The following is a 22,726-nucleotide window of genomic DNA, read 5'->3' as shown; positions in this document are numbered from 1 at the left end:
CACCTGGAAACGCTCTAAGGCTCTACCGGTGACAGGTTGAAGGCAAGACCGATGAAGGCAGCAACCGGTGCAACGCCGCTCAAGGCGCTTGATGCCATCGTGTTCGACAGCGAGACCACCGGCCTCGATACGAAGGTCGCTCGCATCGTGCAGATGGCCGCCATCGGCGTATCGGGTGGTGCGATCGTAGAAGACGACCGTTATGAAAGCCTGGTGGATCCGCGCATGGCGATCCCTTCAGGCTCGAGCGCGATCCACGGCATCAGCGACAGCATGGTCAAGGATGCGCCGGTGTTCGCCGTCGCGCTCGGCCATCTGGAATCCTTCCGCAGCGAGCGGCCGATCATCGGCTATTCGATCGGGTTCGATCTCGCCATCATGGCCAAGGAGGCGAGCCGCACCGGCCTGACCTGGCGCCGGCCCCGATCGCTTTGCGTGCGCACGCTGGCGGCCTTTGCCAATCCCAATCTGCCGGACCATGCCCTGGAGACGATCGCCACCTGGCTTGGCGTCGAGATCGTCGGACGCCACAGCGCGATGGGTGATGCACGGGCGGCTGCGGCCATCTTCATCGCTCTTTTGCCCAGGCTTGCCGATCTCGGCGTCCGCACGCTTGCCGAGGCGGAACGGGCAAGTCTCGGCCTCAACGAGCAGATGACGTCGCATGATCGCGCAGGCTGGACGCGGCCGGTGCTGGAACCGGGAGACCACCCCTCACTCGCGGCGGTCGACCCCTACGCCTACCGGCACCGGGTCGGCCAGATCGCGTCCGCCGAGCTTGTCATCATTGCCGGCGATCAGCGGGTGGATCGTGCCATGAAGCTGATGGCCGAGCGCAAGATCAGTTCAGTCCTCGTTTCGCCCGAAGGCAAGCCCGGCGGTACCGTGCAGGAATACGGCATCGTCACCGAGCGCGACATGCTCCGCCTCGTCGTCACCCATGGCTCGGCGGCGCTCGAGATGCCCATCGATACCATCGCCACGCGGCCGCTGATTTCAGTCGCCGAGGAATCCTTCGTCTACCGCGCCATCGGCCGCATGGAGCGGCAGCAGATCCGGCATCTGGCCGTGCGCAATCAGGAAGACCGGCTGACGGGCATCATTTCGGCGCGCGATCTTCTGAAGTTGCGCGGCAGTGCGGCCATCCGGCTCGACGATGCGATCGAGGCGGCGAAAAACGCCGCCGATATCGCAAAGGCCTGGGCGATGCTGCCCGGCGTCACCAACCGCCTGCTTGCCGAAGACATCGACCCGCGCATCCTCGCCGGCATCGTTTCGGAGGAGCTTCGTATCGTCACGCGGCGCGCGGCCGTCATGGCCGAAGCGCAGATGCTGGCGGAGGGGCGCGGCGCTCCTCCCACATCCTATGCTTTTCTGGTGCTTGGATCAGGCGGCCGGGGTGAAAGCCTGCTTGCGGCCGACCAGGACAACGCCATCGTCTATCAGCAGGGCGAACCGGTTGGCCCGGAAGACGAGTGGTTCGCCGAACTGGGCGAGCGGGTCGCCAAGACGCTCGATACGGCCGGCATCGTCTATTGCAAGGGCGGCGTCATGGCCAAGAACCCGCAATGGCGCGGATCGCTCGCCACCTGGCACCGACGGATCGCGCACTGGATCGCACGCTCCGAGCCGGAAGATCTGCTCAATGTCGATATTTTCTTCGACATGCGGGCGGTTCACGGAACCCAGCCGCTTGCCGCGCGGCTGCTGGACGACGCGCTGACCTCCGCCCATGACCACCGGCCCTTCGCCAAGCTCCTCGGCGACCGGCTCGGCGAATTCACGCCGGTTTTCGGGATGTTCGGACGGCTGAAGACGATCGATGGCCGGATCGATCTCAAGAAGCACGGGCTTTTCCCGATCGTGACGCTCGCACGGGCGCTGGCCATCCGCCACGACATCCGCCACCGCCGTACCGAATTGCGCCTGGAGGGGTTGATGGCCCGCGGTATCGGCTCGGAGGAACAGCTGACGGCGCTGCTCGATGCGCACCGGTTCATTCTCGGGCTGATGCTTGCCCAGCAGTCGCGGGATCTTGCGGAAGGCATACCCGTTTCGAACAAGGTCGCGGTCGACCGCCTCACACCGTCTCAAACAGCGCGGCTGAAGGCAGCCCTCAAGCTAGTGGAGAGCGTGCCCAATCTCTTCCGCGGGCTGGTCACTGCCCAGCCCCGCTGACATTGTGGCGACGCAGCCGGCTCAAGGCTGCAGTTCGACATCCCAGTAGAGATAATCCATCCAGCTCTCATGCAAATGGTTCGGCGGGAAGAGCCGGCCATTGTTGTGAAGATCGTGCACGGATGGCTGGAACGGCGTCTGGCGCGGGAACATCTGCGCTTCGCGCGGCATCTGCCCGCCCTTCTTGAGATTGCAGGGCGAACAGGCTGCGACGACGTTTTCCCATGTCGTCTGACCACCGCAGCGGCGCGGGATGACGTGATCGAAGGTCAAATCGTCGGGCGAGCCGCAATATTGGCATTCGAAGCGATCGCGCAGGAAGACGTTGAACCGTGTAAAGGCCGGGTGTCGGGACGGCTTGATGTAGCTTTTCAAGCAGACGACACTCGGGATCTTCATCGAGAAACTCGGTGAGGACACCGCGTGCTCGTATTCGGCCACGATGTTCACGCGGTCGAGAAACACCGCCTTGATCGCGTCCTGCCAGGACCACAAGGAAAGCGGATAATAACTCAAGGGCCGGAAGTCGGCGTTCAATACAAGCGCCGGTAAGGACTCCGGTGAAACTGCAATCGTCAAGTAGCTGCTCCTGACCGATTCGTACGCTGCGTCACATATATTAGGCACCATGTTGCAGGAATGTGAAGCTATGGCGAAGTCCGGGCACCTTTGTTGCCAAGCCTTATCCTCAGCTTCCCACCGGAGCCACCGTACGGCGGATCACCGTTCCATAATAGGCCCACAAAAGTCTGGCGGCGATCCCCCTGAAAGGCGACCATTTCTCTGCAAGTATACGCAGGTCCCGTGCGGTTGGACGCGTGGCGAGGGAAAAGGCATGGGCGGCAGCCGCTTGCAGCGCCACATCGCCGGCCGGAAAGATGTCTGGATGACCACCGCAAAAGAGCAGATAGACTTCTGCGGTCCACGGGCCGATCCCCGGAAGTGCCGTCAGGTCGGCGATCGCCTGTTCGGCCGGAAGATGTCGCACCGCGTCCAGATCGATCGCTTCTTCGGCCACGGCCCGGGCCACACCCAGCAATGCCGCCTGCTTGGCGCGCGAGAGGCCAATCTGACGGAAATCGGCTTCCTCAAGTGAAAGAACTCCGGCCGGGGTGATCTCACCCAGCCTGGACAGGAGACGCGCATGGATGGCGTCGGCACTCGCGCGCGACACCATCTGCGACACGACGATGCCGGCAAGCCCCGCATAGCCTGAAGGCTGAAGGCGCAGCGGCACGGGGCCCGCCTTCTCGATCACCGGGCGCAGGCGCGGGTCGGCACGGGCGAGTTCCGCCAAGCCCGCCTCGATCTGCTCCTGTGTCGCGATGGGCTGCATGGACGTTGACCTCGGTCCGGGACAGATGGCACGGGACATCGCTCCGACTTATCGCTTTCCCGACCGTGAACCGGTATCCACTTCACCCGGGAACGCTCTAGCAGATCATCCGCCGCGGAACCAATCATGAGCGCTGCGCCGTCCAGTCCCGTCTTCCGCTTCGCGCCGAGCCCCAACGGTGCGCTGCATCTCGGCCATGCCTATTCGGCGCTGCTGAACGAGAAGCTGGCGCGGGAAACCGATGGCCGGTTGCTGCTGCGCATCGAGGATATTGACCAGACACGCTGCACGCCGGCGCTCGAAGCGCAGATGATCGCCGATCTCGCCTGGCTCGGCCTGGACTTCACGCCGCATCGCCGCCAATCGGAGCACTTCGGCGACTACCGGCAGGCGCTCGATCAACTGATTGGTCGAGGCCTCGCCTATCCCGCCTTCCTGAGCCGTGGCGATATCCGGGCGTGGATCAGCGACCAGGAGCGTGCGACCGGCAAGCCATGGCCGCGCGATCCGGACGGCGCACCGATCTATCCTGCCCTAGATCGTCACCTCTCCGCCTCCGAACGCGAAGCCCGGATCGCCGCAGGTGTGCCTTTCGCGTGGCGGCTCGATATGGCGGCTGCGCTCGCCGTAGTGGGTCCGGACCTCAGTTGGGTGGAAAGCGGCCAAGGCCCCTCGGGCGAGCACGGGATCATCGTCGCCGATCCGGGTGCCTGGGGCGATGTGATGCTGGCGCGCCGGGACACGCCGACCAGTTATCATCTGTCCGTGGTGGTCGACGATGCGCTGCAGGGCGTCACCGACGTGGTGCGCGGCCGGGATCTCTTTTTTGCTACGGCGATCCACCGGCTGTTGCAGCACCTACTCTCACTGCCGGCGCCGCGCTACCACCATCACCGGCTCATCCTCGGTGACGACGGAACGAAGCTCTCGAAGAGCAAGGGTGACGAAGGCGTTGCCGCCTTGCGCGATGCAGGCATCGATCCCATCACCATTCGCAGCGATCTCGGGTTTGGCTAGAAATCCATGCGCATGAGAATGCGCTTCACCACCGCCAGGAAGAACAGCGATCCGAAGCCGCCCGCGATGCCGGCAGCAAATCGAATTTCCGTTGCATCCATCGGCATGCGCATCGCTTCATAGGCCATCAGGCCGAGATAGAACCCGGCGGCGAGCACGATCATGTTGCCGAGGGCACCAAACCCCTGCCGGCCCATGACGGCGTCCATCGCCTGCCCGACCAGAAATCCACCCATCAGAGCGAGGATCGCAAAGATGGTGGACCATTCAATTGAAAGATCCCCGAGCGTCATGCTCGCACCTCCAACAGTTCACCCTTTGCTAAATTACCACTGAGCGTTGGTGGGCGCGATGGGGATGTCGAGATTGGGTAAACGGCGTCCTAGCGGCCATCCGCAAATTACACATCGTCCTTGTGGATCTGACGGTAGCGCAGGATCGCGGCATTCACTTCGGCGCCGAGGATGAAGATCGCCGCCACGATGTAGAGGAAGAACAGCGCGATCACGATGGAGGCGAGGCCCGCATAGGTCGACACGTAGGTCGCAAAACGCTGCAGGTAGGACGCGAAGAGGCTGGCAGCCACCAGCCAGCAGATGATGGTGAGCCCGACGCCCGGCAGAACTTCCGCAAGCTTGCGGCGGCCGGCGGGCAGCCAGAGATGCGAGATCGCAAGACCGATGATGAGGACGGAAACCGCCACCACGATGCGCCAATTGTCGATCATCGACGTCGTCGCATCCATCCAGGGCAGCCATTCGCGCGCCAGACGCACGGCGAGCGGGGCGAGGACGAGCAGGAAGCTGATCGCCATGAAGACGAAGGATGCGATGAAGACGAAGCCAAGGCTCTGCGCTCGCGTCAGATACCAGGGCCGCCGATCGGCGACCCGATAGGCACGGTTCAGCGAGATGCGCAACGCTTCAACACCGTTGGAAGCAAAGAACGCCGCCGCAAGCACACCGATCGTCAGAAGGTCGAAACGATCCTGCGTCAGCACATTCTCGACTTCGCGCGCGATCGGCTCAGCGACCGTCTGCGGCCAGGTGTCGAAGATGAGATGCACGGCTGTCTCGGAAAACGCATCGGCGCCAAGATAGCTGGCCAGCGCCGTTCCGAAGATCATGAAGGGAAAGATCGCCATGATCGTCGAGAGCGCGACATGGCTCGCCATCGCCCAGCCATCTTCGTCATTGAAGTGGTTGAAGGCGTCGAGCGCTATCCGGTAGGTCTTCTTGTAGACGCCCATTCTCGTAAAGTCGCACTTCAGCCCAGGCGGTTCGGCAATGCGCACCGTTCCGCGCCCATCTCATCAAGCGGTGCATCAAGCATGACACAAATACGTTCCATTCTCTTAACCGGATGCTCATCGGGCATCGGCGCCTATTGCGCACGGGCCTTGAAGGCTGAGGGCTGGCGCGTGCTGGCCACTGCCCGCACCGACGCCGACCTTGCGGCACTTGCAGCCGAAGGGATCGAGGCCTTTCAACTGGACTACCGCGACGCGACCTCGATCGCGACGCTTTTCGAGACCGTCATGGCTGCGACAGGTGGCACGCTCGACGCGGTCTTCAACAATGGCGCCTATAGCCAGCCCGGCGCGGTGGAAGACCTGCCGGTCGAAGCATTGCGCGAGCAGTTCGAGGCGAATGTCTTCGGGTGGCACGATCTCACGCGGCGCATCGTGCCGGTCATGCGCGCACAGGGACATGGCCGCATTGTGCAGTGCTCTTCCATCCTCGGCCTGGTTCCGATGCCTTACCGTGGGGCATACAATGCATCGAAACATGCGATCGAGGCGCTCAGTCTCACCATGCGCATGGAACTGACGGGCTCCGGCATCCATGTCAGCCTGATCGAGCCGGGCCCGATCGAATCGAAGATCGCGATCAACGCGCTGCGCTACGTGGATAAATACATCGACATCGAGAACTCGGTTCATCGCCCCGCGTATGAAAAACAGCTTGCCCGCCTGCGCCAAGGTGGGGTCAAGTCCAAGAACAAGCTCGGCCCGGATGCCGTGCATGCCGTTCTGACCCACGCGCTGAATTCTCCGAAACCACGGCCGCATTATGCGGTCACACGTCCGGCCAAGCTCGGCGTCGCGATGAAGCGCATTTTGCCGGCAGGCTTCTTCTACAACATGCTGGCCCGGCAGGAGCCCTGACATGGCGTCATTGCGACACACTTTCCGTGAGCGGATGGAATGTGGCAAAGCAGGCGCAACGTCCTATGTGTGGTGTTCTCATACGCCACAGCGCAAGAAGTAACCTGATATGGAAAACATCACTTACGCCCTCGCCATCATCGTCATGGCCGCCGTCGCGGTCGTGCTCGTGCGCGGCTTGTTTCACATGATGCGGGGCGGCGATGGCGTCACGTCGAACAAGCTGATGCAGATGCGCATTCTCCTGCAGTTCATCGCGATCGTTCTCATCGTGGTGACGCTGTTGCTGACGAATGGCGGGCGCTGATCGCGCAGCGAGAATGCGGGGGGACGAATGATGGTTCGACTGAACAAGATCTACACGCGCACCGGAGACGACGGCAGCACCGGCCTTGTCAGCGGTGATCGGCGCGCCAAGGACGACGCCCGCATTGAAGCGTTCGGCACCGTCGACGAGGCCAATTGCACGATCGGGATGGCGCGGCTCCACACGCAGGGGAGCGAACTCGATGCGGTGCTCTCGCGCATCCAGAACGACTTCTTCGATCTCGGCGCCGACCTCGCCACGCCCCATACTGACGAGAAACTGGACTACGAGCCTCTGCGCATCGTTGCAGCCCAGGTCGACTGGCTGGAAACGGAAATCGATCGGCTGAATGCGGATCTCGAGCCGTTGAAATCCTTTGTGCTGCCGGCCGGCTCCCCGCTCGCCACCCACCTCCACCTTGCGCGCACGATTGCACGCCGCGCAGAACGGGCGATGGTGACGCTTGCGGCCAGGGAGACGATCAATCCCGAAGCGCTGCGCTACATCAACCGCGTCTCGGATTTCCTGTTCGTCGCAGCACGCCATGCCAACGACAATGGCGCAGGCGACGTTCTGTGGGTTCCAGGCAAGAACCGCTGACGCCTGAAACCAGCCATCGGGAGTGGCGATGTTCGTTCCGATCCACGACGCCAACGATCTTCGGCACATCCGGCTGCAGGTGGTCACCCTCGGACTGATCGCCGCCAACGTCATCATCTATCTCACGACGGCGATGGACGGGCTCGACAGCGAAGCGGTGCTCGCGACGGTCTACGGTCTCGGCTACATTCCCGCAGTGGCCAACGGCCATCTCGATCTTGCGCCGGCGCTGGCCATCGTGCCCGACGCTGCAACCTACATCACCTATGCCTTCCTGCATGGCGGTCTTCTGCACCTTGCGGGCAACATGGCCTTTCTCTGGGTGTTCGGCGACAATGTCGAGGATGCGATGGGGCATGTGCGCTTCCTCCTCTTCTACCTCGTCTGCGCTGCCGCCGCTGCGATGGCGCACGGGTTTCTCTATCCCTTTTCCGAGGTGCCGTTGATCGGCGCGTCCGGTGCCGCCTCGGGCGTGGTGGCCGCCTATCTCCTGCTTCATCCGCGCGTCAGACTCTGGGTCCTCGTCTTCGGCCGCATTCCCGTGCCCGTCCCTGCCTATTTGGCGCTCATCGCGTGGATCGCCTACCAGTTCGGCATGCTCGTCATCGATATCGGTGGCGAAGTTTCCTGGGCCGCACATGCAGGTGGCATCATCGCCGGGCTGGTGCTGTTGCCCCTGATGAAGCGGCGCGACGTGCCGCTTTTCGACCGCCGGATCGTGCGGCCACGCGCCGTGACGGTGGTGCCCGCCATCCGCCGCGACGTTTGACTTTTACGTAAGCGTAAGCTAGTGCTCGACCCAGTCGAGCGGCACCGGCTGCGATTGAAATCCCCGGCGATTGGCGTATGCATGTCGCAAATCGGGCGCCTGTCGGTGACAATGCGCTGATAAACAGCCTGTCCGCGTCGAAGACCGCGTTTGAGAAAGGGAAGAGAATGAAGATCCTCGTGCCGGTAAAAAGGGTGGTCGATTACAACGTGAAGATCCGCGTCAAGGCGGACGGTTCAGGCGTCGAACTGAACAACGTGAAGATGTCGATGAACCCGTTCGATGAGATCGCCGTCGAAGAGGCGTTGCGGCTCAAGGAAGCCGGCAAGGCCGAGGAAGTCGTCGTCGTCTCCGTCGGTCCGGCAAAGGCCGAGGAAACGCTGCGCACCGGGCTTGCCATGGGTGCCGACCGCGCGCTCCTGATCCAGACCGACGACGTGGTCGAGCCGCTGGCCGTCGCCAAGCTGCTCAAGGCCGTCGTGGCGGAAGAAAATCCCAATCTCGTCATTCTCGGCAAGCAGGCGATCGACGACGACTCGAACCAGACCGGCCAGATGCTTTCGGCGCTGCTCGGCTGGGGTCAGGGTACCTTTGCCTCCAAGGTCGAACTCGGCGATGGCAAGGTCAATGTGACCCGCGAAGTCGATGGCGGCCTGCAGACCGTGGAGCTGAAGCTGCCAGCCGTCGTGACGACGGATCTGCGCCTCAACGAACCACGCTATGCATCGCTGCCGAACATCATGAAGGCCAAGAAGAAGCCGCTCGACAAGAAGACGCCGGCTGATTTCGGGATCGACACCGCGCCGCGCCTCAAGGTCCTGAAGACCGAGGAACCCGCCGGCCGATCGGCAGGGGTCAAGGTCGGCTCCGTCGAGGAACTCGTGCAGAAGCTCAAGAACGAAGCCGGCGTGCTTTGATGTGATTTTCAGCGTTGGCCCGAGGCTCGGTCGAAAGACCGCGACGCCTTGAGCCCGCCAACGCGCTCAAGGGAGAAACGACAGATGACCATTCTTCTCGTCGCTGAACACGACAATGCAACGCTTTCCGACCAGACGGCGAAGGCGCTTTCGGCTGCATCCAAGATCGGTGGAGACGTCCACGTCCTCGTCGCCGGCAAGGGCGCGCAGGCCGCCGCCGACGCAGCTGCCAAGCTTGAGGGTGTCGCCAAGGTTTTGCTGGCCGATGCCGACAGCCTGGAACACCGCCTCGCCGAGCCGACCGCGGCACTGATCGCGAAGCTCGCCGCCAACTACGACACGGTCATCGCGCCTGCGACCACCATGGGCAAGAACGTGCTTCCGCGCGTCGCTGCGCTGCTCGACGTGATGCAATTGTCCGACATCATCGAGGTCATCGACGCGACGACCTTCAAGCGGCCGATCTATGCCGGCAACGCGCTGCAGACCGTGCAGACGACCGACGCGAAGAAGGTGATCACCGTGCGCACCGCCTCTTTCCAGGCGGCTGGCGAGGGCGGCTCGGCGAGCGTCGAGACAATCGACGCCGGTGACAATCCGGGCGTGTCGTCCTTCGTCGGCGAGGCGATTGCCGAAACCGATCGTCCGGAACTGACCTCCGCGAAGATCATCGTTTCCGGCGGGCGTGCGCTCGGCTCCAAGGAGAAGTTCGAGGAAGTGATGCTGCCGCTTGCCGACAAGCTCGGCGCAGCCGTCGGCGCTTCGCGCGCTGCCGTCGACGCCGGCTACGCGCCGAACGACTGGCAGGTCGGCCAGACCGGCAAGGTGGTTGCGCCCGATCTCTACATTGCCTGCGGCATCTCCGGCGCGATCCAGCACCTCGCCGGCATGAAGGATTCCAAGGTGATCGTCGCGATCAACAAGGACGAAGAGGCACCGATCTTCCAGGTCGCCGATTACGGTCTGGTCGCCGATCTCTTCACGGCGCTTCCGGAACTCGAAAAAGCGCTCTGACCACCCGCCGATTTGCACATTAGAGCGCTGGCCGGGGTGGACGCATGCCACCCGGCCACGCTAGTTTCCCTCATTCTTTCAGGACATGGCGGAACCAGAGGGTCAATGACCAGCACAATTCGTAGCGTGGGCGTGGTGGGCGCGGGACAGATGGGCTGCGGCATCGCCCAGGTCTGTGCTCTTGCTGGGTATGACGTCCGTCTTCACGATGTGACGACCGAGCGCATCGAAGCGGGGCTCGCGACGATCAACGGCAACCTCGCGCGCCAGGTATCCTCGGCAAAGCTGCCGGAAGAAGAGCGCAGCAAGGCGCTGTCGCTGATCAAAGCCGCTCCCACCATGGACGATCTGGCGTCGATGGATCTCGTCATCGAGGCCGCGACGGAAGACGAAACCGTCAAGCGCAAGATCTACCAGCAGCTGTGCCCGGCTCTCAATCCGGAAGCGATCCTCGCCACCAACACTTCGTCACTGTCCATCACACGGCTCGCCTCGGCCACCGACAGGCCCGAACGCTTCATCGGCATTCACTTCATGAACCCGGTTCCGGTGATGAAGCTGGTGGAGCTGGTCCGCGGCATCGCAACGGAAGACGAGACGTTCCAGTCCGCCAATAAGTTCGTCGCCTCGCTCGACAAGACGATCACGGTTGCGGAAGACTTCCCGGCCTTCATCGTCAACCGCATCCTGCTGCCGATGATCAATGAGGCGATCTATACGCTCTACGAGGGTGTCGGCACCGTCGAAGCGATCGACACCGCGATGAAGCTCGGTGCCAACCACCCGATGGGTCCGCTGCAACTCGCCGACTTCATCGGCCTCGACACCTGCCTCTCGATCATGCAGGTGCTTTATGACGGCCTCGCCGACAGCAAATACCGCCCCTGCCCGCTCCTCGTAAAATACGTCGAAGCCGGCTGGCTCGGCCGCAAATCCGGCCGCGGGTTCTACGATTATCGCGGTGAAGTGCCCGTTCCAACGCGGTAGGACTTTTCCGGACACATCCGGGCCACCCTCGCCCTTCGACAGGCTCAGGATGAGGGTGGAGGAAGGGTTGTTCTGCCGCTGCCAGCATCAGCCGTATTGCTGATCAAACAGACGAGTTGATCTGGACACTTGCGCGGCACGACCGCCTACCCTCATCCTGAGCTTGTCGAAGGGCGAGGGTGGCCACGATGCCGCTTCAATGCCATCCTCACCGGACGGCGCGATAAAGGGGTAATCATGGAAGCCACCGTTTACATTTTGCGCTGCTCCGACGGCTCCTATTACACTGGCCTGACCAAGCAGGACATCGAGGCGCGCGTGTGGGAACACAACGAGGGCGTCTACGACGGCTACACGAAGAAGCGTCGTCCCGTGCATCTCGTTTTTCACGAATGCTACGACCGCATCATCGACGCAATCGCCCGTGAGCGACAGATCAAGGGCTGGTCGCGCGCCAAGAAAGAAGCCTTGATGCGGTACGATTATGAAGCGCTGCCCGAATTGTCGCGCACGCGTCGGCAACTGGATTAAAACGATCACTGTGGCCACCCTCGCCCTTCGACGGGCTCAGGATGAGGGTGGAGCAAGCTTCGGCTCGGCAAGCGATGCATTAAGTTCGCATCGAAACGCACACGCAATCCCGGACATGGTCGAGACGGATTAACCTCCACCCTCATCCTGAGCCCGTCGAAGGACGAGGGTGGCCACAATACTCGCCTAGATCCCCTTCGCCGTCTCCACCAGCTTGATGGCGTCGTCGCCGGCCCAGGCGGCGGGGCCGTTCATGGCGGCCATAAGGCAGGAGTTTTCGTCGATGAGGAGCGTCACGGGAAGGCCGAAGGCGAGGCCCTGGGCCTTGAGGTCGTTGAAGATGCCCATGGACGCATCGCGGTACAGCGCGAGGTTGTCGACGCCGATTTCTTCCAGGAAAGCACGCGGCTTCTCTTCGTCGCCCAAGTCGATGTTGACGGTCACGACCTCGAACGTTTCGTCTCCCATCGTCTCCTGCAACTCGGCGAGATCCGGCATCTCTTCCCGGCAGGGGGCGCACCATGTGGCCCAGAGATTGACGAGCAGCGTCTTGCCGTCGAAATCGCCGAGCGTCATCGGCGCGCCGTCGGGGCCTTTGAAGCCGAGCGAGGCAAGCGAGACCGGCGTCTCTGTGGGCGACATCGCGGCAACCGCGCCGGTGGCGACAGGGGTCAGCGCTGCGACCCGGTCGTCGGTTGCCGGGCAGCTTGCCGCCTCGGTGGTGCCTTGAAGCGAAACGGCCGCCACTTCGTTCATCGGCGGCGTGCGGTCATTGCCAGAAGGACTGCCCTTCACGTATACCGCCCCGGCACCAGCCAGGACACCAAGAACGACGGCGGCGATTGCCAGTTTCGCGGTGGACAGGCTCTGCATTCTCGCGATCCCTCTCAATCAGACCGTTGGGCTCAACATGTCGGACAACACTGCCGAAGGCAAATCGTCGAACCAGATGTGGGGTGGGCGTTTCGCGTCCGGTCCGGCTGCGATCATGGAAGAAATCAATGCTTCCATCGACTTCGACCGCAAGCTGTACCGTCAGGATATCGCCGGCTCGCTTGCCCATGCGGCGATGCTCTCAGATAAGGGCATTATTTCGTCTGAGGATCGCGACAAGATCGCGCAGGGCCTGAAAACGATCCTTGGCGAGATCGAGCAGGGGCAGTTCCAGTTCTCCCGCCGGCTGGAAGATATTCACATGAACATCGAGGCGCGGCTCGCCGATCTCATCGGTCCTGCAGCGGGCCGCCTGCACACCGCCCGATCGCGCAACGACCAGGTTGCGCTGGATTTCCGGCTGTGGGTGAAGGAAGAACTGCAGCGCACGGATACGGCGCTGACAGGCCTGATCGAGGCATTTCTCGAGCGCGCCGGTGAGCATGCCGAAACCGTCATGCCGGGCTTCACCCATCTTCAATCGGCCCAGCCCGTGACATTCGGCCACCATCTCATGGCCTATGTGGAAATGTTCGGCCGCGACCGTTCACGGGTCCGCGATGCGATCGAACGGCTCGACGAATCGCCGCTCGGTGCCGCCGCACTTGCCGGCACGGGCTATCCGATCGATCGCCATCAGACCGCCGCTGCGCTGAATTTCCGCGAGCCGACCCGCAATTCCATCGACACGGTGTCGGACCGTGACTTCGCGCTGGAGTTCCTGACGACCGCTTCGATCGCTGCCACGCATCTGTCGCGGCTGGCAGAAGAGATCGTCATCTGGTCGACGCCGCAGTTCCATTTCGTGACGCTGTCGGATGCGTTTTCCACCGGCTCGTCTATCATGCCGCAGAAGAAGAACCCGGATGCAGCCGAACTGGTGCGTGCAAAGACCGGCCGTATCAATGGCTCGCTGATCGCGCTGCTGACGGTGATGAAGGGTCTGCCACTCGCCTATTCCAAGGACATGCAGGAAGACAAGGAGCAGGTGTTCGACGCAGCCGAAAGCCTGGAGCTCAGCATCGCCGCCATGACGGGCATGATCCGCGACCTCAAGGTCGACGCGCAATCGATGCGCGCGGCGGCCGGCTCGGGCCATTCCACCGCCACGGACCTTGCCGACTGGCTGGTGCGCGAAGCCGGCCTGCCCTTCCGCGAAGCGCACCATGTCACGGGACGCGCAGTCGCGCTCGCGGATGAGAAGGGCTGCACGCTTTCGGATCTGCCGCTCGACGCGCTGCAGGCGATCCATGCGTCGATCACCGACGATGTCTTCAACGTGCTCTACGTCGAAGCCTCGGTCGCCAGCCGCAAATCGTTTGGCGGAACGGCGCCCGATCAGGTGCGCAGCCAGATCGCCTGGTGGCGCGAACGGCTCTAGAGCGTTGCCAGCTGAAGTGGATGCCGGTTCATCGTTCGGGAACGCGACATCCCAACACACAAAGGCGTGCGTTCTGCTCGCATTGCACATGACGCACGGCATCGGCTAAAAGACGCGGCATCATCCGGAGACAAGAGACGATGACCGGCCAGAAAACGACCGCCAACGCGACAGCGCGCCTTCTCATCATCACAGTGGCGGCAGGCCTTGCGCTGACAGCCTGCGGTCGCAAGGCGCCGCTTGACCGGCCAGCGCTTTCCGGTGCGCCGCAGGCGCAGGCAGAGGTTCAGCAGCCCGATGCGGATGCCAATCGCCTGTCGGGCGTGATCGGCGGCTCGCGCAACAGCTCGGCTGACATTCCACCCGCCGAACCCAACCGCCGCTTCTTCCTCGATCCGCTGCTCGATTAAGGCCAAGCCTCTTGAACCATTTCCGTTACCTGAACGGCGCGCTCCACGCCGAAGACGTCGACGTGGCGGAGATCGCCAAGGCCGTCGGCACACCCTTCTATTGCTATTCCACGGCAACGCTGACGCGCCACTATCAGGTCTTCGCCGACGCCTTTTCCGACATCGACGCGCTCGTCTGCTATGCGATGAAGGCCAATTCGAACCAGGCGGTTCTGGCGACGCTCGCCAAGCTCGGTTCCGGCGTCGACGTGGTCTCCGAGGGCGAGTTGCGGCGCGCGCTGGCAGCCGGCATCCCGCCTTCTAAGATCATGTTTTCGGGCGTCGGCAAGACCAAGCGCGAGATCGACTTTGCGCTCGCGTCCGGCATCCACTGCTTCAACATTGAATCCGAACCCGAACTGGAGGTCGTGAACAGCCGGGCGCTCGCTGCCGGAACGACTGCACCGGTCTCCTTCCGCATCAACCCGGATGTCGATGCACGCACCCATGCCAAGATCTCGACCGGCAAGAAGGACGACAAGTTCGGCATCTCCTGGCAGGATGCGCGTCGGGTCTATGCCCATGCCGCCACGCTGCCCGGCATCCGCGTGACCGGCATCGACATGCATATCGGCAGCCAGATCACCGATCTGCAGCCCTATGACGACGCGTTTCGTCTGCTGCGCGAACTGGTCGAAACACTGCGTGCCGACGGGCATACCATCCACCACGTCGATCTCGGCGGTGGCCTCGGCATTCCCTACCGCGACGACAACCAGCCGCCGCCGGAACCGCGCGACTATGCCGAAACGGTCAAGGCGCATGTGCGCGATCTCGGTTGCCAAGTGATCTTCGAGCCCGGCCGCATGATCGCCGGCAATGCGGGCATTCTCGTTTCCGAAGTGCTCTACGTGAAGGAAACCGGCAGCAAGATTTTCGTGATCGCCGACGTCGCCATGAACGACCTGATCCGTCCGACACTCTATGAGGCATGGCACGAAATCCGGACGGTGAAGGAAACCCCAGCCGGGGCACCGCGCATCAAGGCGGATATCGTGGGGCCTGTGTGCGAGAGCGGCGACTTCATGGCCCGCGACCGGACCATTCCGGTTCTTCAAGCCGGCGACCTCATCGCCATCGGCTCTGCAGGTGCCTATGGCGCGGTACAATCGGGTACCTACAATTCACGTCTCCTAGTGCCGGAGGTGCTCGTCAAAGGCGACCGGTTCCACGTCGTGCGCCCGCGCCCGAGCTTCGACGATCTTCTCGGCCTGGACAGCGTGCCGGACTGGGTCAACGAGATCGAAGCTGGTTAGACCAAATTTAAGGTTTTTCGGGCGATAAACCCCTAATTATTAAGGGGTTCCGCGTTGCTTCAAGTCGATCTCGGCGTCATTGCGCTCGCGTTTTTCCACAATGCCGGATTGGTTGCCCTTGTGGTGTTGGCATATGGCTCGGTGCTGAGACGCACACGCGCCGGGATGGCCCGGAACCTCGTTCTCGGCCTTCTGTTTGGGGCAGGCGTTCATCTGGCGATGTCGAGCCCCATCATGCTGACGGAAGGCGTCGTCGTCGACGGTCGGGCAGTCTTCGTTGCCCTTTCTGCGGTGTTTGCGGGATGGCCCGGCGCCCTGACTACCGCATCGATCGCCGCTTTTCATCGGCTCGAGACGGGTGGCATTGGAGCTACCGCGGGGCTCTGCGGAATTGTTTGGGTCTTGGTCTCGACGATCGCGGTCGCTGAATGGCGCGGTCTGACAACAACCGCGCCCAGCATGCGGCGACTGACGGAAATCGCCCTCGTGGCATCACTGATGCCGATAGCCATTCTGCTGATGCCCTCGGATCTCGCACTCACTGTGTTTCTGAATGCAGGCTTGCCGCTCGCAGCGGCGACTTTTTGCGGCGTGCTGGCTTTTGGTCACCTTCTTGCCGGCGAGCTGCAGCGTCATGAGGCAACAGTGCGAGCACGACGGGATTTGCGCACCGATGCACTGACCGGACTGCAGAACCGGCGTGGCTTCGACGATCTCTCCACGCGCGCCTTCCACGTTGCCAGAAGCGAAGGCAAGCAACTTGCGCTCGTCATGATCGATATCGACCACTTCAAGAAGGTCAACGATATTTGGGGTCATGCAGCGGGCGACAAGGTGCTGGCCGAAGTCAGCGATATCATCGGAACGCATGTGCGTGTTCACGACACCGTCTGCCGCTTCGGCGGTGAGGAAATCGCCGTGCTCATGCCGCACGCCTCGCTGGAAGCTGCGCTATCGACTGCCGAAAGGGTTCGGATCGCCATCGAGGAGGCAATCTTCTTGTTGGGAGGGATCCAGATCAAAGTCACCGTCAGCGCCGGTGCGTCATGCGTCGACGAGTCAATGACCGAATTTCGTGATCTGTTCGATGCCGCAGACAAGGCGCTCTATTTGGCGAAAACCGCCGGTCGCAATCGGGTGAAGAGCGCGGCCATCGTCAAAGCCGCCTGAGGATTTGCTCCCCATCACAATCCGGTGGGTGCCCTCGCCAAAGCCACATTTTCCGCTATCCTCGTCTTGAACCTGGAGCAGCGGTGAATGGCGATTTCTACCTTGGCGGAAACGGCGGCGGCACTGGCCGCCAAGCTTTCGCGCAAGCGGGCCACGACGAAGCTCGTCATCGCGCTGGAGCGCCTCTGGATCGCAGTCCTTCCGCTTGCCGGGATCGCCGCGATCTACGTTGCGCTGTCATGGTTCGGCTATTTTCGCGCCGTGCCCGACTTGGTCCGCATCGCGACGCTTGTTGTCCTGGGGCTGGCCGCGCTTGCGTCGCTCTACCTGCTCACCCGTTTCCGACTTCCATCGACGGGCGAGGCCGACGCCCGGCTTGAGGAACGCAATGCGATCGCGCACCAGGCGGTGCGCGTTCAAAGCGATACGCTCGAGCGCGACAATCCGCTTGCCCGCGCGCTTTGGGAAGAACACCAGCGGCGCATGAGCGCAAAGCTCGACAAGCTTTCGGTCGGCCTGCCCAATCCCGATACGCCACGCCGCGATCCCTACGGAATGCGGGCGCTGGTCGTGCTTCTGCTCTTCACGGCATTTGCGTTTTCTTCGTCCAACCGCGCCGGCACGCTGTCGGATGCGTTCGTTTCCCATGCGGTCAGCAATGCGCCCCCGGCGCGCATCGACGCGTGGATCACGCCGCCGGCCTATACGGGCCGTCCGCCGATTTTCCTCAGCACGGCGCAGCTGGGCGAAGGTGCGGTCATCACCCTGCCGGAGCGCAGCGAAGTGGTTGTCCGGATCAGCGGCGGCGCCGGCGGGGAGATCGTCAGCTTCGCAGCGGAACAGGCCGAAAGCGCGGTGATGCTGGCACCGACCGAGGCAAACGACGCGCCCTCGTCCGCAGCGCAGAGGCCTGCAGCCGCATCGAGTGGCGATGCGCGCGGCTACCGCATGGATGCGATGCGCAGCGGAACGCTGGTTGTTTCCGGCGCGCGCGACGGCGACCGCGCGTGGCGGCTTGCGGTCGAGCCGGACCAGGCACCGCAAATCACTTTCGCTGAAGATCCTCGCCGTGCCGTCAACGGTGCGCTGGAAATTGCCTTCACTGCTTCCGACGATTACGGGGTCGTCCGCGCTTTCGCCGATATCGCGCCGGTCGATCCCGCGGAGGGCGCTCGCCCGCTCTACGAGGCACCCGAGTACCGCTTGAACCTGTCGCGTCGCCAGGGGCTGGAGCAGCGGGGACGTGCAAGTCACGATCTCACGCAGCATCCATGGTCAGGCACGCTCGTCGACGTGACGCTCGTCGCCGTCGATGCCAGCGGCCAGGAGGGCCGATCGGAGCCGCACCGCATGCGGTTGCCGGAACGCAGCTTCTCCGAGCCTCTCGCCCGCGCACTGGTCGAACAGCGACAGATCCTCGCGCTCGATGCCAACGCCGTCGCCGAGGTGCTGACGCTGAGCGATGCGCTGATGATCGCACCGGAAGAGACCATCCCGAACCTCTCCCATTTCCTGCTTCTGCAATCGGCGCGCTCGCGCATCGAGCAGGCCTACAACGACGACATGCTGCGCGATGCCGCCGATTATCTCTGGGAAGTGGCGCTGGGCATCGAGGACGGCGACCTGTCGCTTGCCGAGAGACGCCTGAGGGACGCCCAGCGCGAGCTTGCCGAGGCATTGGAGAACGGTGCGACGGACGAGGAGATACAGGCGCTGATGGACGAGCTGCGCGAGGCGATGCAGGAGTACCTGCAAGCGCTCGCTCAGGAACTGCAGAATTCCGATCAGGCCATGCAGCTTCCCGAAAACGCGATGCAGAACCTGCTTCGCCAGGAAGACCTTAACGCCATGCTCGACCAGATCGAGAATCTCGCTCGGCAGGGCGCGACGGAAGAAGCGCAGCAAATGCTGTCCGAACTGCAGCGCATGATGAACAACCTTCAGGCCGGCCGGCAGCAGCAACAGCAGCAGGGCAATGGCGAGATGCGCCGCCAGATGGATGAGCTCGGCGAATTGATGCGCGAGCAGCAGGAGCTGATGAACGAGACCTTCCGGCTCGATCAGGAGCTCGCCGAGCGCATGCAGCAGAGCCTCGATCCGTTCAATCCCGGCCAGCAGGATCAGCAGCAGGGCAATCAGGCGCCGCAGGAGGGTCAGCAGGGCGAGAACGGACTTTCGGAGATGACGCCCGAGCAGCTGCAGGAGGCGCTGCGCCAATTGCGCGCGCAGCAGGAGGCGCTCCAGCAACAACTGGGTGAGTTGCAGGAGAGCCTGGAGGGCATGGGCATGGAGCCGAGCGAAGGGTTCGGCCAAGCGGGCGAGGCCATGGGCGATGCCTCACGCTCGCTCGGTGACGGGCGCGGCGAACAGGCCGTCGGCGAACAGGGCCGCGCGCTTGAAGCGCTGCGCCAAGGCGCTCAGGACATGATGAACCAGATGATGCAGCAGATGGGCCAAGGCGAGGGTCAGGGCGAAGGCCAGGGCCAGAACCAGATGCGCCGGTCGGATACCGATCCGCTTGGGCGGCCGCGCTCTACCGAAGGGCCGGATTTCGGCGACACGGTGCGCGTGCCGGACGAGATCGACATCCAGCGGGCGCGGGAGATCCTGGAAGCGATCCGCAACAGGCTCGGCAATGCGCTGAGCCCGCAGCTGGAACGGCAATATTTGGAACGGCTGCTGGAGATCCGCTGAGGCGATGCCGCCTCGCGCATCGGGTCTCAGGCGGCGAGCGCCCGGCTTACGGCGGCGCGAATTTCCGGCAGGCTGAAGGGCTTGGAAACGACATCCACGATGATGGCGGCGAGGTTGTCCGCACGTTCGCGCTGCTCGGCATAGCCGGTCATGAGCAGGATCTTCATGGTCGGGTGCATGGCGGACGCTTGGTGCGCCAGCTCGATGCCATCCATCGCCGGCATGCGGATATCCGACAGAAGCAAATCGTAGCGCTCGCCACCACCCAGCCTGTCGATGCCTTCGGCGCCGTCACCGACTTCCTCGACCTGGTGACCGTCGAGCTTCAAGGCTCGTGCCACGAACGAGCGGAGCGCAGTCTCGTCTTCCGCGATCAGAATTTTCGCCATTGCCGTCTCCGCTTTCGTCAGCGCACCGCAATCGGTCGCCGCGGGTTTCTCTGCCCAGCCCTTACGCCAACAAACCATTGATTGGTTTGCTTTGCGTAAAGAGAGCACGCCGGAAACCTGGTTGAGTGCCGAAATGAAGCGGCGTTTCAGCTCGGCTCGATAAGGGCCTTGATGCGTTCCGTCAGCTGCTCGAGCGCGAATGGCTTGGTCATCACGTGCATGCCATGTTCCAAATGGCCATGGCCAACGACCGCATTCTCGGCGTAGCCGGTAATGAACAATACCTTCAGATCGGGTCGCGTTTCGCGTGCTGCATCGGCCATCTGCCGGCCGTTCATGCCTCCGGGAAGGCCGACATCCGTAATGAGGAGATCGAGCCTCGCATCGGACTGCAGAATCTTGAGGCCCGACGGACCATCGCCCGCCTCGATCGCTGTGAAGCCCAACTCCTCCAGCACCTCGACGACCAGAAGCCGGATAAGGGGTTCGTCATCGACGACGAGAACCGTTTGTCCCGCCGCTTCGAGCGCGGGCGCACTCGGCTCGGCCTGAACGCCCTGCTCTACGACATCGCCCAGATGGCGCGGCAGATAGAGGCACACCATCGTGCCTTGCCCGACTTCCGAATAGATCCGCGTCTGCCCGCCGGACTGGCGCGTGAAGCCGTAGATCATCGACAGGCCGAGCCCGGTGCCCTGGCCTATGGGTTTGGTCGTGAAGAATGGATCGAATGCCTTGGCGACGACCTCCGGCGGCATGCCGGCGCCGTTGTCCGACACGCACATGGAAATGTACTGACCCGGCGGGATCTCCCGTTCCCGAGCGGCGCGCTCGTCCATCCAGCGATTGGCGGTCTCGATCGTCAGCTTGCCGCCATCCGGCATCGCGTCACGCGCATTGATGCAGAGATTGAGAAGCGCGTTTTCGAGCTGGTTCGGGTCCACGAGCGTGGCCCAGAGGCCAGCGGCTGCCACCACTTCCACGGCGATCTGCGGTCCCATGGTGCGGCGAATCATGTCGTCCATGCCGACGACCAGACGGTTGACGTCGGTCGCCTTCGGATCGAGCGTTTGGCGGCGGGAAAATGCCAGGAGACGATGGGTCAGCGCAGTCGCCCGCTTTGCCGCGCCCTGCGCCGCGCCGAGATAGCGGCCAGCCTCGTCGACGCGACCCTGCGCGATACGCCGTTCGGCCAGCTCCAGGCTGCCCGTGATGCCCGCGAGCAGATTGTTGAAGTCGTGCGCAATCCCACCGGTCAGCTGGCCAACCGCTTCCATCTTCTGGGACTGGCGCAGCGCCTCTTCCGCCGCCATCAGTTCCCCAGTGCGTTGCTGGACCTGCTGCTCCAGAGTCGCGTTCAGATTGGCCAGTTCGGCGGCCTGAGCGCGGCTGTGCTCGATGTCGGTGTTGGTGCCGATCCAGTTGACGATCGCGCCGTCCTCGTCCCTCACGGGCTCGGCGCGGACCAGGAACCAGCGATACACTCCATCGTGACGGCGAATGCGGAACTCTGTCTCGTAGACGGCTCCTGTCGTCAAAGCGCGCTCCCAGGCGGCGGCAGCTTTCTTGAGATCGTCGGGGTGAACGATCTTCGTCCACTCCACACCTTCCAGATCTGTGCTCGAAGCGCCCGCATATTCGGAGACGCGGTTGTTGAACCAGTAGAGCAGGCCATCGGGTCTGGCCGCCCAGACATGGTTCGGCACCGTCTGGGCAAAGACGCGGAACTGTTCCTCGCTGTCGCGAAGCGCCTTTTCAGCCTGTTTGCGGGCCGTAACGTCCTGAAACAGCACGGCCACCTGGCGGCGGCTCGGCGGCTCGACCCGAACGGCGGCAAGCTCCAGATGCCGGCCGGTCGCGATCAACATCTGTTCGAAGCGGATCTGCTGTCCAGTGCGCAGCACTTCGCCATAGCGCGCAACCCAGTCATCGGCCTCGGCGGGAACCATCTCCCGCAGCTTCTGACCGACGACGTTCGGAATGCCGGCATGGCGGGCATAGGCTTCATTCGCTTCGATGTGAACGTAATCGCTGGCCGGGCCGTGCGGACCATCCAGAAATTCGATGATGCAGAAGCCCTGGTCGATGGCGTCGAACAGCATGCGGTAGCGGGCTTCGCTCTCGCGCAGCAGCTCGGTGCCGATCGTCCGATCGGTGACATCGGCACCTTCGACGAAGATGCCTGTGATCTGCCCGTCCCTGCCGCGCAAGGGTTGATAGACGAAATCGACGTAGCACTCGTTGATCGGCCCGCCCGGCACGGGCTGCACGGCGTATTTGATCCCGTCGGCCCGAAACGGCTTGCCGCTCTGGTAGACGTCGTCGAGCAGCTTGAGGAAGCCTTGCTCCACGGCATCGGGAAGCGCTTCGGCAACCGTCTTGCCCAGCACGTCACGGCCGCCGACGATCTTCCTGTAGCTCGGATTGGCAAGTTCGAACCGGTGCTCCGGGCCGCTCAGAAGCGCCATGAAAGTCGGCGCCTGCTCGAACATCGCTGCCAGCTGATCGCGTTCGAGAACGACGTTCTGGAACGAGGCCTGTTCGGAATTCTCGTTGCTGTCCAAGAGGTTTTCCCAGCCTACGTGTTGCAGATCGACATTCGACCCTGTCGCGCCTGTCGATGATGACAGG

General features: G+C 63.1%; 22 protein-coding genes. 15 read left to right on the top strand and 7 right to left on the bottom strand.

Features of this window, described 5'->3' with window-relative positions; genetic code table 11:
- Positions 1-51: 51 nt before the first annotated feature.
- On the top strand, positions 52-2,178 hold the full coding sequence (locus tag QQL76_RS18810; RefSeq protein ID WP_499208924.1) for a DUF294 nucleotidyltransferase-like domain-containing protein: 2,127 nt from the start codon (positions 52-54) through the stop codon (positions 2,176-2,178).
- Positions 2,179-2,199: 21 nt separating this feature from the next.
- On the opposite strand, the gene QQL76_RS18805 is transcribed toward QQL76_RS18810, so the two are convergent.
- On the bottom strand, positions 2,200-2,757 hold the full coding sequence (locus QQL76_RS18805) for an HNH endonuclease (RefSeq protein ID WP_126012317.1): 558 nt from the start codon (positions 2,755-2,757) through the stop codon (positions 2,200-2,202).
- A 109-nt stretch (positions 2,758-2,866) separates the two neighbouring features.
- Positions 2,867-3,514: a DNA-3-methyladenine glycosylase family protein gene (locus QQL76_RS18800; RefSeq protein WP_499208923.1), complete on the bottom strand. Its 648-nt coding sequence runs from the start codon at positions 3,512-3,514 to the stop codon at positions 2,867-2,869.
- A gap of 126 nt (positions 3,515-3,640) precedes the next feature.
- Between QQL76_RS18800 and gluQRS the strand changes: the two genes are divergently transcribed.
- Positions 3,641-4,531, top strand: coding sequence for a glutamyl-Q tRNA(Asp) synthetase (gluQRS, locus tag QQL76_RS18795; RefSeq protein WP_499208922.1), 891 nt, complete (start codon positions 3,641-3,643; stop codon positions 4,529-4,531).
- Here gluQRS and QQL76_RS18790 read toward each other — a convergent pair.
- Together QQL76_RS18790 and QQL76_RS18785 are read right to left on the bottom strand one after the other, a co-directional pair.
- Entirely contained in the window at positions 4,528-4,824 is a 297-nt protein-coding gene (locus tag QQL76_RS18790) for a hypothetical protein (RefSeq protein ID WP_499208921.1), read from the bottom strand. The two genes, gluQRS and QQL76_RS18790, sit on opposite strands and share 4 nt — an antisense overlap.
- Positions 4,825-4,931: 107 nt before the next feature.
- Complete coding sequence (locus tag QQL76_RS18785) at positions 4,932-5,780, bottom strand: YihY/virulence factor BrkB family protein (RefSeq protein ID WP_499208988.1); 849 nt, start codon at positions 5,778-5,780, stop codon at positions 4,932-4,934.
- 81 nt (positions 5,781-5,861) lie between these two features.
- Between QQL76_RS18785 and QQL76_RS18780 the strand changes: the two genes are divergently transcribed.
- The 8 genes from QQL76_RS18780 (at position 5,862) to QQL76_RS18745 (ending at position 11,823) form a co-directional block, all read left to right on the top strand.
- A complete protein-coding gene (locus QQL76_RS18780) occupies positions 5,862-6,698 on the top strand; it encodes a Rossmann-fold NAD(P)-binding domain-containing protein (protein ID WP_499208920.1) in 837 nt (278 codons plus the stop codon).
- Between the two features lie 109 nt (positions 6,699-6,807).
- Positions 6,808-7,005 (top strand): twin transmembrane helix small protein, encoded by a 198-nt coding sequence (locus QQL76_RS18775; protein WP_126012334.1) that lies wholly within the window; start codon positions 6,808-6,810, stop codon positions 7,003-7,005.
- A gap of 30 nt (positions 7,006-7,035) precedes the next feature.
- Positions 7,036-7,605, top strand: a complete 570-nt coding sequence (locus QQL76_RS18770) for a cob(I)yrinic acid a,c-diamide adenosyltransferase (RefSeq protein ID WP_499208987.1) — start codon at positions 7,036-7,038, stop codon at positions 7,603-7,605.
- Between the two features lie 28 nt (positions 7,606-7,633).
- A complete protein-coding gene (locus QQL76_RS18765) occupies positions 7,634-8,374 on the top strand; it encodes a rhomboid family intramembrane serine protease (RefSeq protein WP_499208919.1) in 741 nt (246 codons plus the stop codon).
- 167 nt (positions 8,375-8,541) lie between these two features.
- Positions 8,542-9,291 (top strand): electron transfer flavoprotein subunit beta/FixA family protein, encoded by a 750-nt coding sequence (locus QQL76_RS18760; protein ID WP_499208918.1) that lies wholly within the window; start codon positions 8,542-8,544, stop codon positions 9,289-9,291.
- Between the two features lie 84 nt (positions 9,292-9,375).
- Complete coding sequence (locus tag QQL76_RS18755; RefSeq protein WP_499208917.1) at positions 9,376-10,305, top strand: electron transfer flavoprotein subunit alpha/FixB family protein; 930 nt, start codon at positions 9,376-9,378, stop codon at positions 10,303-10,305.
- 105 nt (positions 10,306-10,410) lie between these two features.
- A complete protein-coding gene (locus tag QQL76_RS18750) occupies positions 10,411-11,292 on the top strand; it encodes a 3-hydroxybutyryl-CoA dehydrogenase (protein WP_126012346.1) in 882 nt (293 codons plus the stop codon).
- Positions 11,293-11,529: 237 nt separating this feature from the next.
- On the top strand, positions 11,530-11,823 hold the full coding sequence (locus tag QQL76_RS18745) for a GIY-YIG nuclease family protein (RefSeq protein ID WP_499208916.1): 294 nt from the start codon (positions 11,530-11,532) through the stop codon (positions 11,821-11,823).
- 186 nt (positions 11,824-12,009) lie between these two features.
- On the opposite strand, the gene tlpA is transcribed toward QQL76_RS18745, so the two are convergent.
- Positions 12,010-12,696, bottom strand: coding sequence for a TlpA disulfide reductase family protein (tlpA, locus tag QQL76_RS18740; protein WP_499208915.1), 687 nt, complete (start codon positions 12,694-12,696; stop codon positions 12,010-12,012).
- Between the two features lie 37 nt (positions 12,697-12,733).
- On the opposite strand from tlpA, the gene argH reads away from it, so the two are divergent.
- The 5 genes from argH to QQL76_RS18715 all read left to right on the top strand — a co-directional run bounded on the left by argH (position 12,734) and on the right by QQL76_RS18715 (position 19,706).
- Positions 12,734-14,137: an argininosuccinate lyase gene (gene argH / locus QQL76_RS18735; protein ID WP_499208914.1), complete on the top strand. Its 1,404-nt coding sequence runs from the start codon at positions 12,734-12,736 to the stop codon at positions 14,135-14,137.
- 140 nt (positions 14,138-14,277) lie between these two features.
- Positions 14,278-14,547, top strand: coding sequence for a lipoprotein (gene lptM / locus QQL76_RS18730; protein ID WP_499208913.1), 270 nt, complete (start codon positions 14,278-14,280; stop codon positions 14,545-14,547).
- 11 nt (positions 14,548-14,558) lie between these two features.
- Entirely contained in the window at positions 14,559-15,842 is a 1,284-nt protein-coding gene (gene lysA, locus QQL76_RS18725; RefSeq protein ID WP_404862958.1) for a diaminopimelate decarboxylase, read from the top strand.
- Positions 15,843-15,896: 54 nt separating this feature from the next.
- Complete coding sequence (locus QQL76_RS18720) at positions 15,897-17,012, top strand: GGDEF domain-containing protein (protein ID WP_499208912.1); 1,116 nt, start codon at positions 15,897-15,899, stop codon at positions 17,010-17,012.
- Between the two features lie 87 nt (positions 17,013-17,099).
- Entirely contained in the window at positions 17,100-19,706 is a 2,607-nt protein-coding gene (locus QQL76_RS18715; protein WP_499208911.1) for a TIGR02302 family protein, read from the top strand.
- A gap of 26 nt (positions 19,707-19,732) precedes the next feature.
- On the opposite strand, the gene QQL76_RS18710 is transcribed toward QQL76_RS18715, so the two are convergent.
- Together QQL76_RS18710 and QQL76_RS18705 are read right to left on the bottom strand one after the other, a co-directional pair.
- Positions 19,733-20,095 (bottom strand): response regulator, encoded by a 363-nt coding sequence (locus QQL76_RS18710; protein ID WP_126012366.1) that lies wholly within the window; start codon positions 20,093-20,095, stop codon positions 19,733-19,735.
- A 146-nt stretch (positions 20,096-20,241) separates the two neighbouring features.
- Positions 20,242-22,587, bottom strand: a complete 2,346-nt coding sequence (locus QQL76_RS18705; protein WP_499208986.1) for a PAS domain-containing hybrid sensor histidine kinase/response regulator family protein — start codon at positions 22,585-22,587, stop codon at positions 20,242-20,244.
- Positions 22,588-22,726 lie beyond the last annotated feature (139 nt).

It is taken from the genome of Rhizobium albus, assembly GCA_030160035.1.
Taxonomy (GTDB): domain Bacteria; phylum Pseudomonadota; class Alphaproteobacteria; order Rhizobiales; family Rhizobiaceae; genus Georhizobium; species Georhizobium albus.
This window is presented reverse-complemented; position numbering and strand designations above follow the sequence as displayed.

Coding starts and splice junctions, on each gene's coding strand:
- QQL76_RS18710 (WP_126012366.1), bottom strand. CDS start 20,095: ATGGCGAAAATTCTGATCGCGGAAGACGAGACTGCGCTCCGCTCGTTC.
- QQL76_RS18765 (WP_499208919.1), top strand. CDS start 7,634: ATGTTCGTTCCGATCCACGACGCCAACGATCTTCGGCACATCCGGCTG.
- argH (WP_499208914.1), top strand. CDS start 12,734: ATGTCGGACAACACTGCCGAAGGCAAATCGTCGAACCAGATGTGGGGT.
- QQL76_RS18770 (WP_499208987.1), top strand. CDS start 7,036: ATGGTTCGACTGAACAAGATCTACACGCGCACCGGAGACGACGGCAGC.
- QQL76_RS18810 (WP_499208924.1), top strand. CDS start 52: ATGAAGGCAGCAACCGGTGCAACGCCGCTCAAGGCGCTTGATGCCATC.
- QQL76_RS18800 (WP_499208923.1), bottom strand. CDS start 3,514: ATGCAGCCCATCGCGACACAGGAGCAGATCGAGGCGGGCTTGGCGGAA.
- gluQRS (WP_499208922.1), top strand. CDS start 3,641: ATGAGCGCTGCGCCGTCCAGTCCCGTCTTCCGCTTCGCGCCGAGCCCC.
- QQL76_RS18755 (WP_499208917.1), top strand. CDS start 9,376: ATGACCATTCTTCTCGTCGCTGAACACGACAATGCAACGCTTTCCGAC.
- QQL76_RS18775 (WP_126012334.1), top strand. CDS start 6,808: ATGGAAAACATCACTTACGCCCTCGCCATCATCGTCATGGCCGCCGTC.
- lptM (WP_499208913.1), top strand. CDS start 14,278: ATGACCGGCCAGAAAACGACCGCCAACGCGACAGCGCGCCTTCTCATC.
- QQL76_RS18715 (WP_499208911.1), top strand. CDS start 17,100: ATGGCGATTTCTACCTTGGCGGAAACGGCGGCGGCACTGGCCGCCAAG.
- QQL76_RS18790 (WP_499208921.1), bottom strand. CDS start 4,824: ATGACGCTCGGGGATCTTTCAATTGAATGGTCCACCATCTTTGCGATC.
- QQL76_RS18750 (WP_126012346.1), top strand. CDS start 10,411: ATGACCAGCACAATTCGTAGCGTGGGCGTGGTGGGCGCGGGACAGATG.
- tlpA (WP_499208915.1), bottom strand. CDS start 12,696: ATGCAGAGCCTGTCCACCGCGAAACTGGCAATCGCCGCCGTCGTTCTT.
- QQL76_RS18785 (WP_499208988.1), bottom strand. CDS start 5,780: ATGGGCGTCTACAAGAAGACCTACCGGATAGCGCTCGACGCCTTCAAC.
- QQL76_RS18780 (WP_499208920.1), top strand. CDS start 5,862: ATGACACAAATACGTTCCATTCTCTTAACCGGATGCTCATCGGGCATC.
- QQL76_RS18745 (WP_499208916.1), top strand. CDS start 11,530: ATGGAAGCCACCGTTTACATTTTGCGCTGCTCCGACGGCTCCTATTAC.
- QQL76_RS18760 (WP_499208918.1), top strand. CDS start 8,542: ATGAAGATCCTCGTGCCGGTAAAAAGGGTGGTCGATTACAACGTGAAG.
- QQL76_RS18705 (WP_499208986.1), bottom strand. CDS start 22,587: ATGTTCGAGCAGGCGCCGACTTTCATGGCGCTTCTGAGCGGCCCGGAG.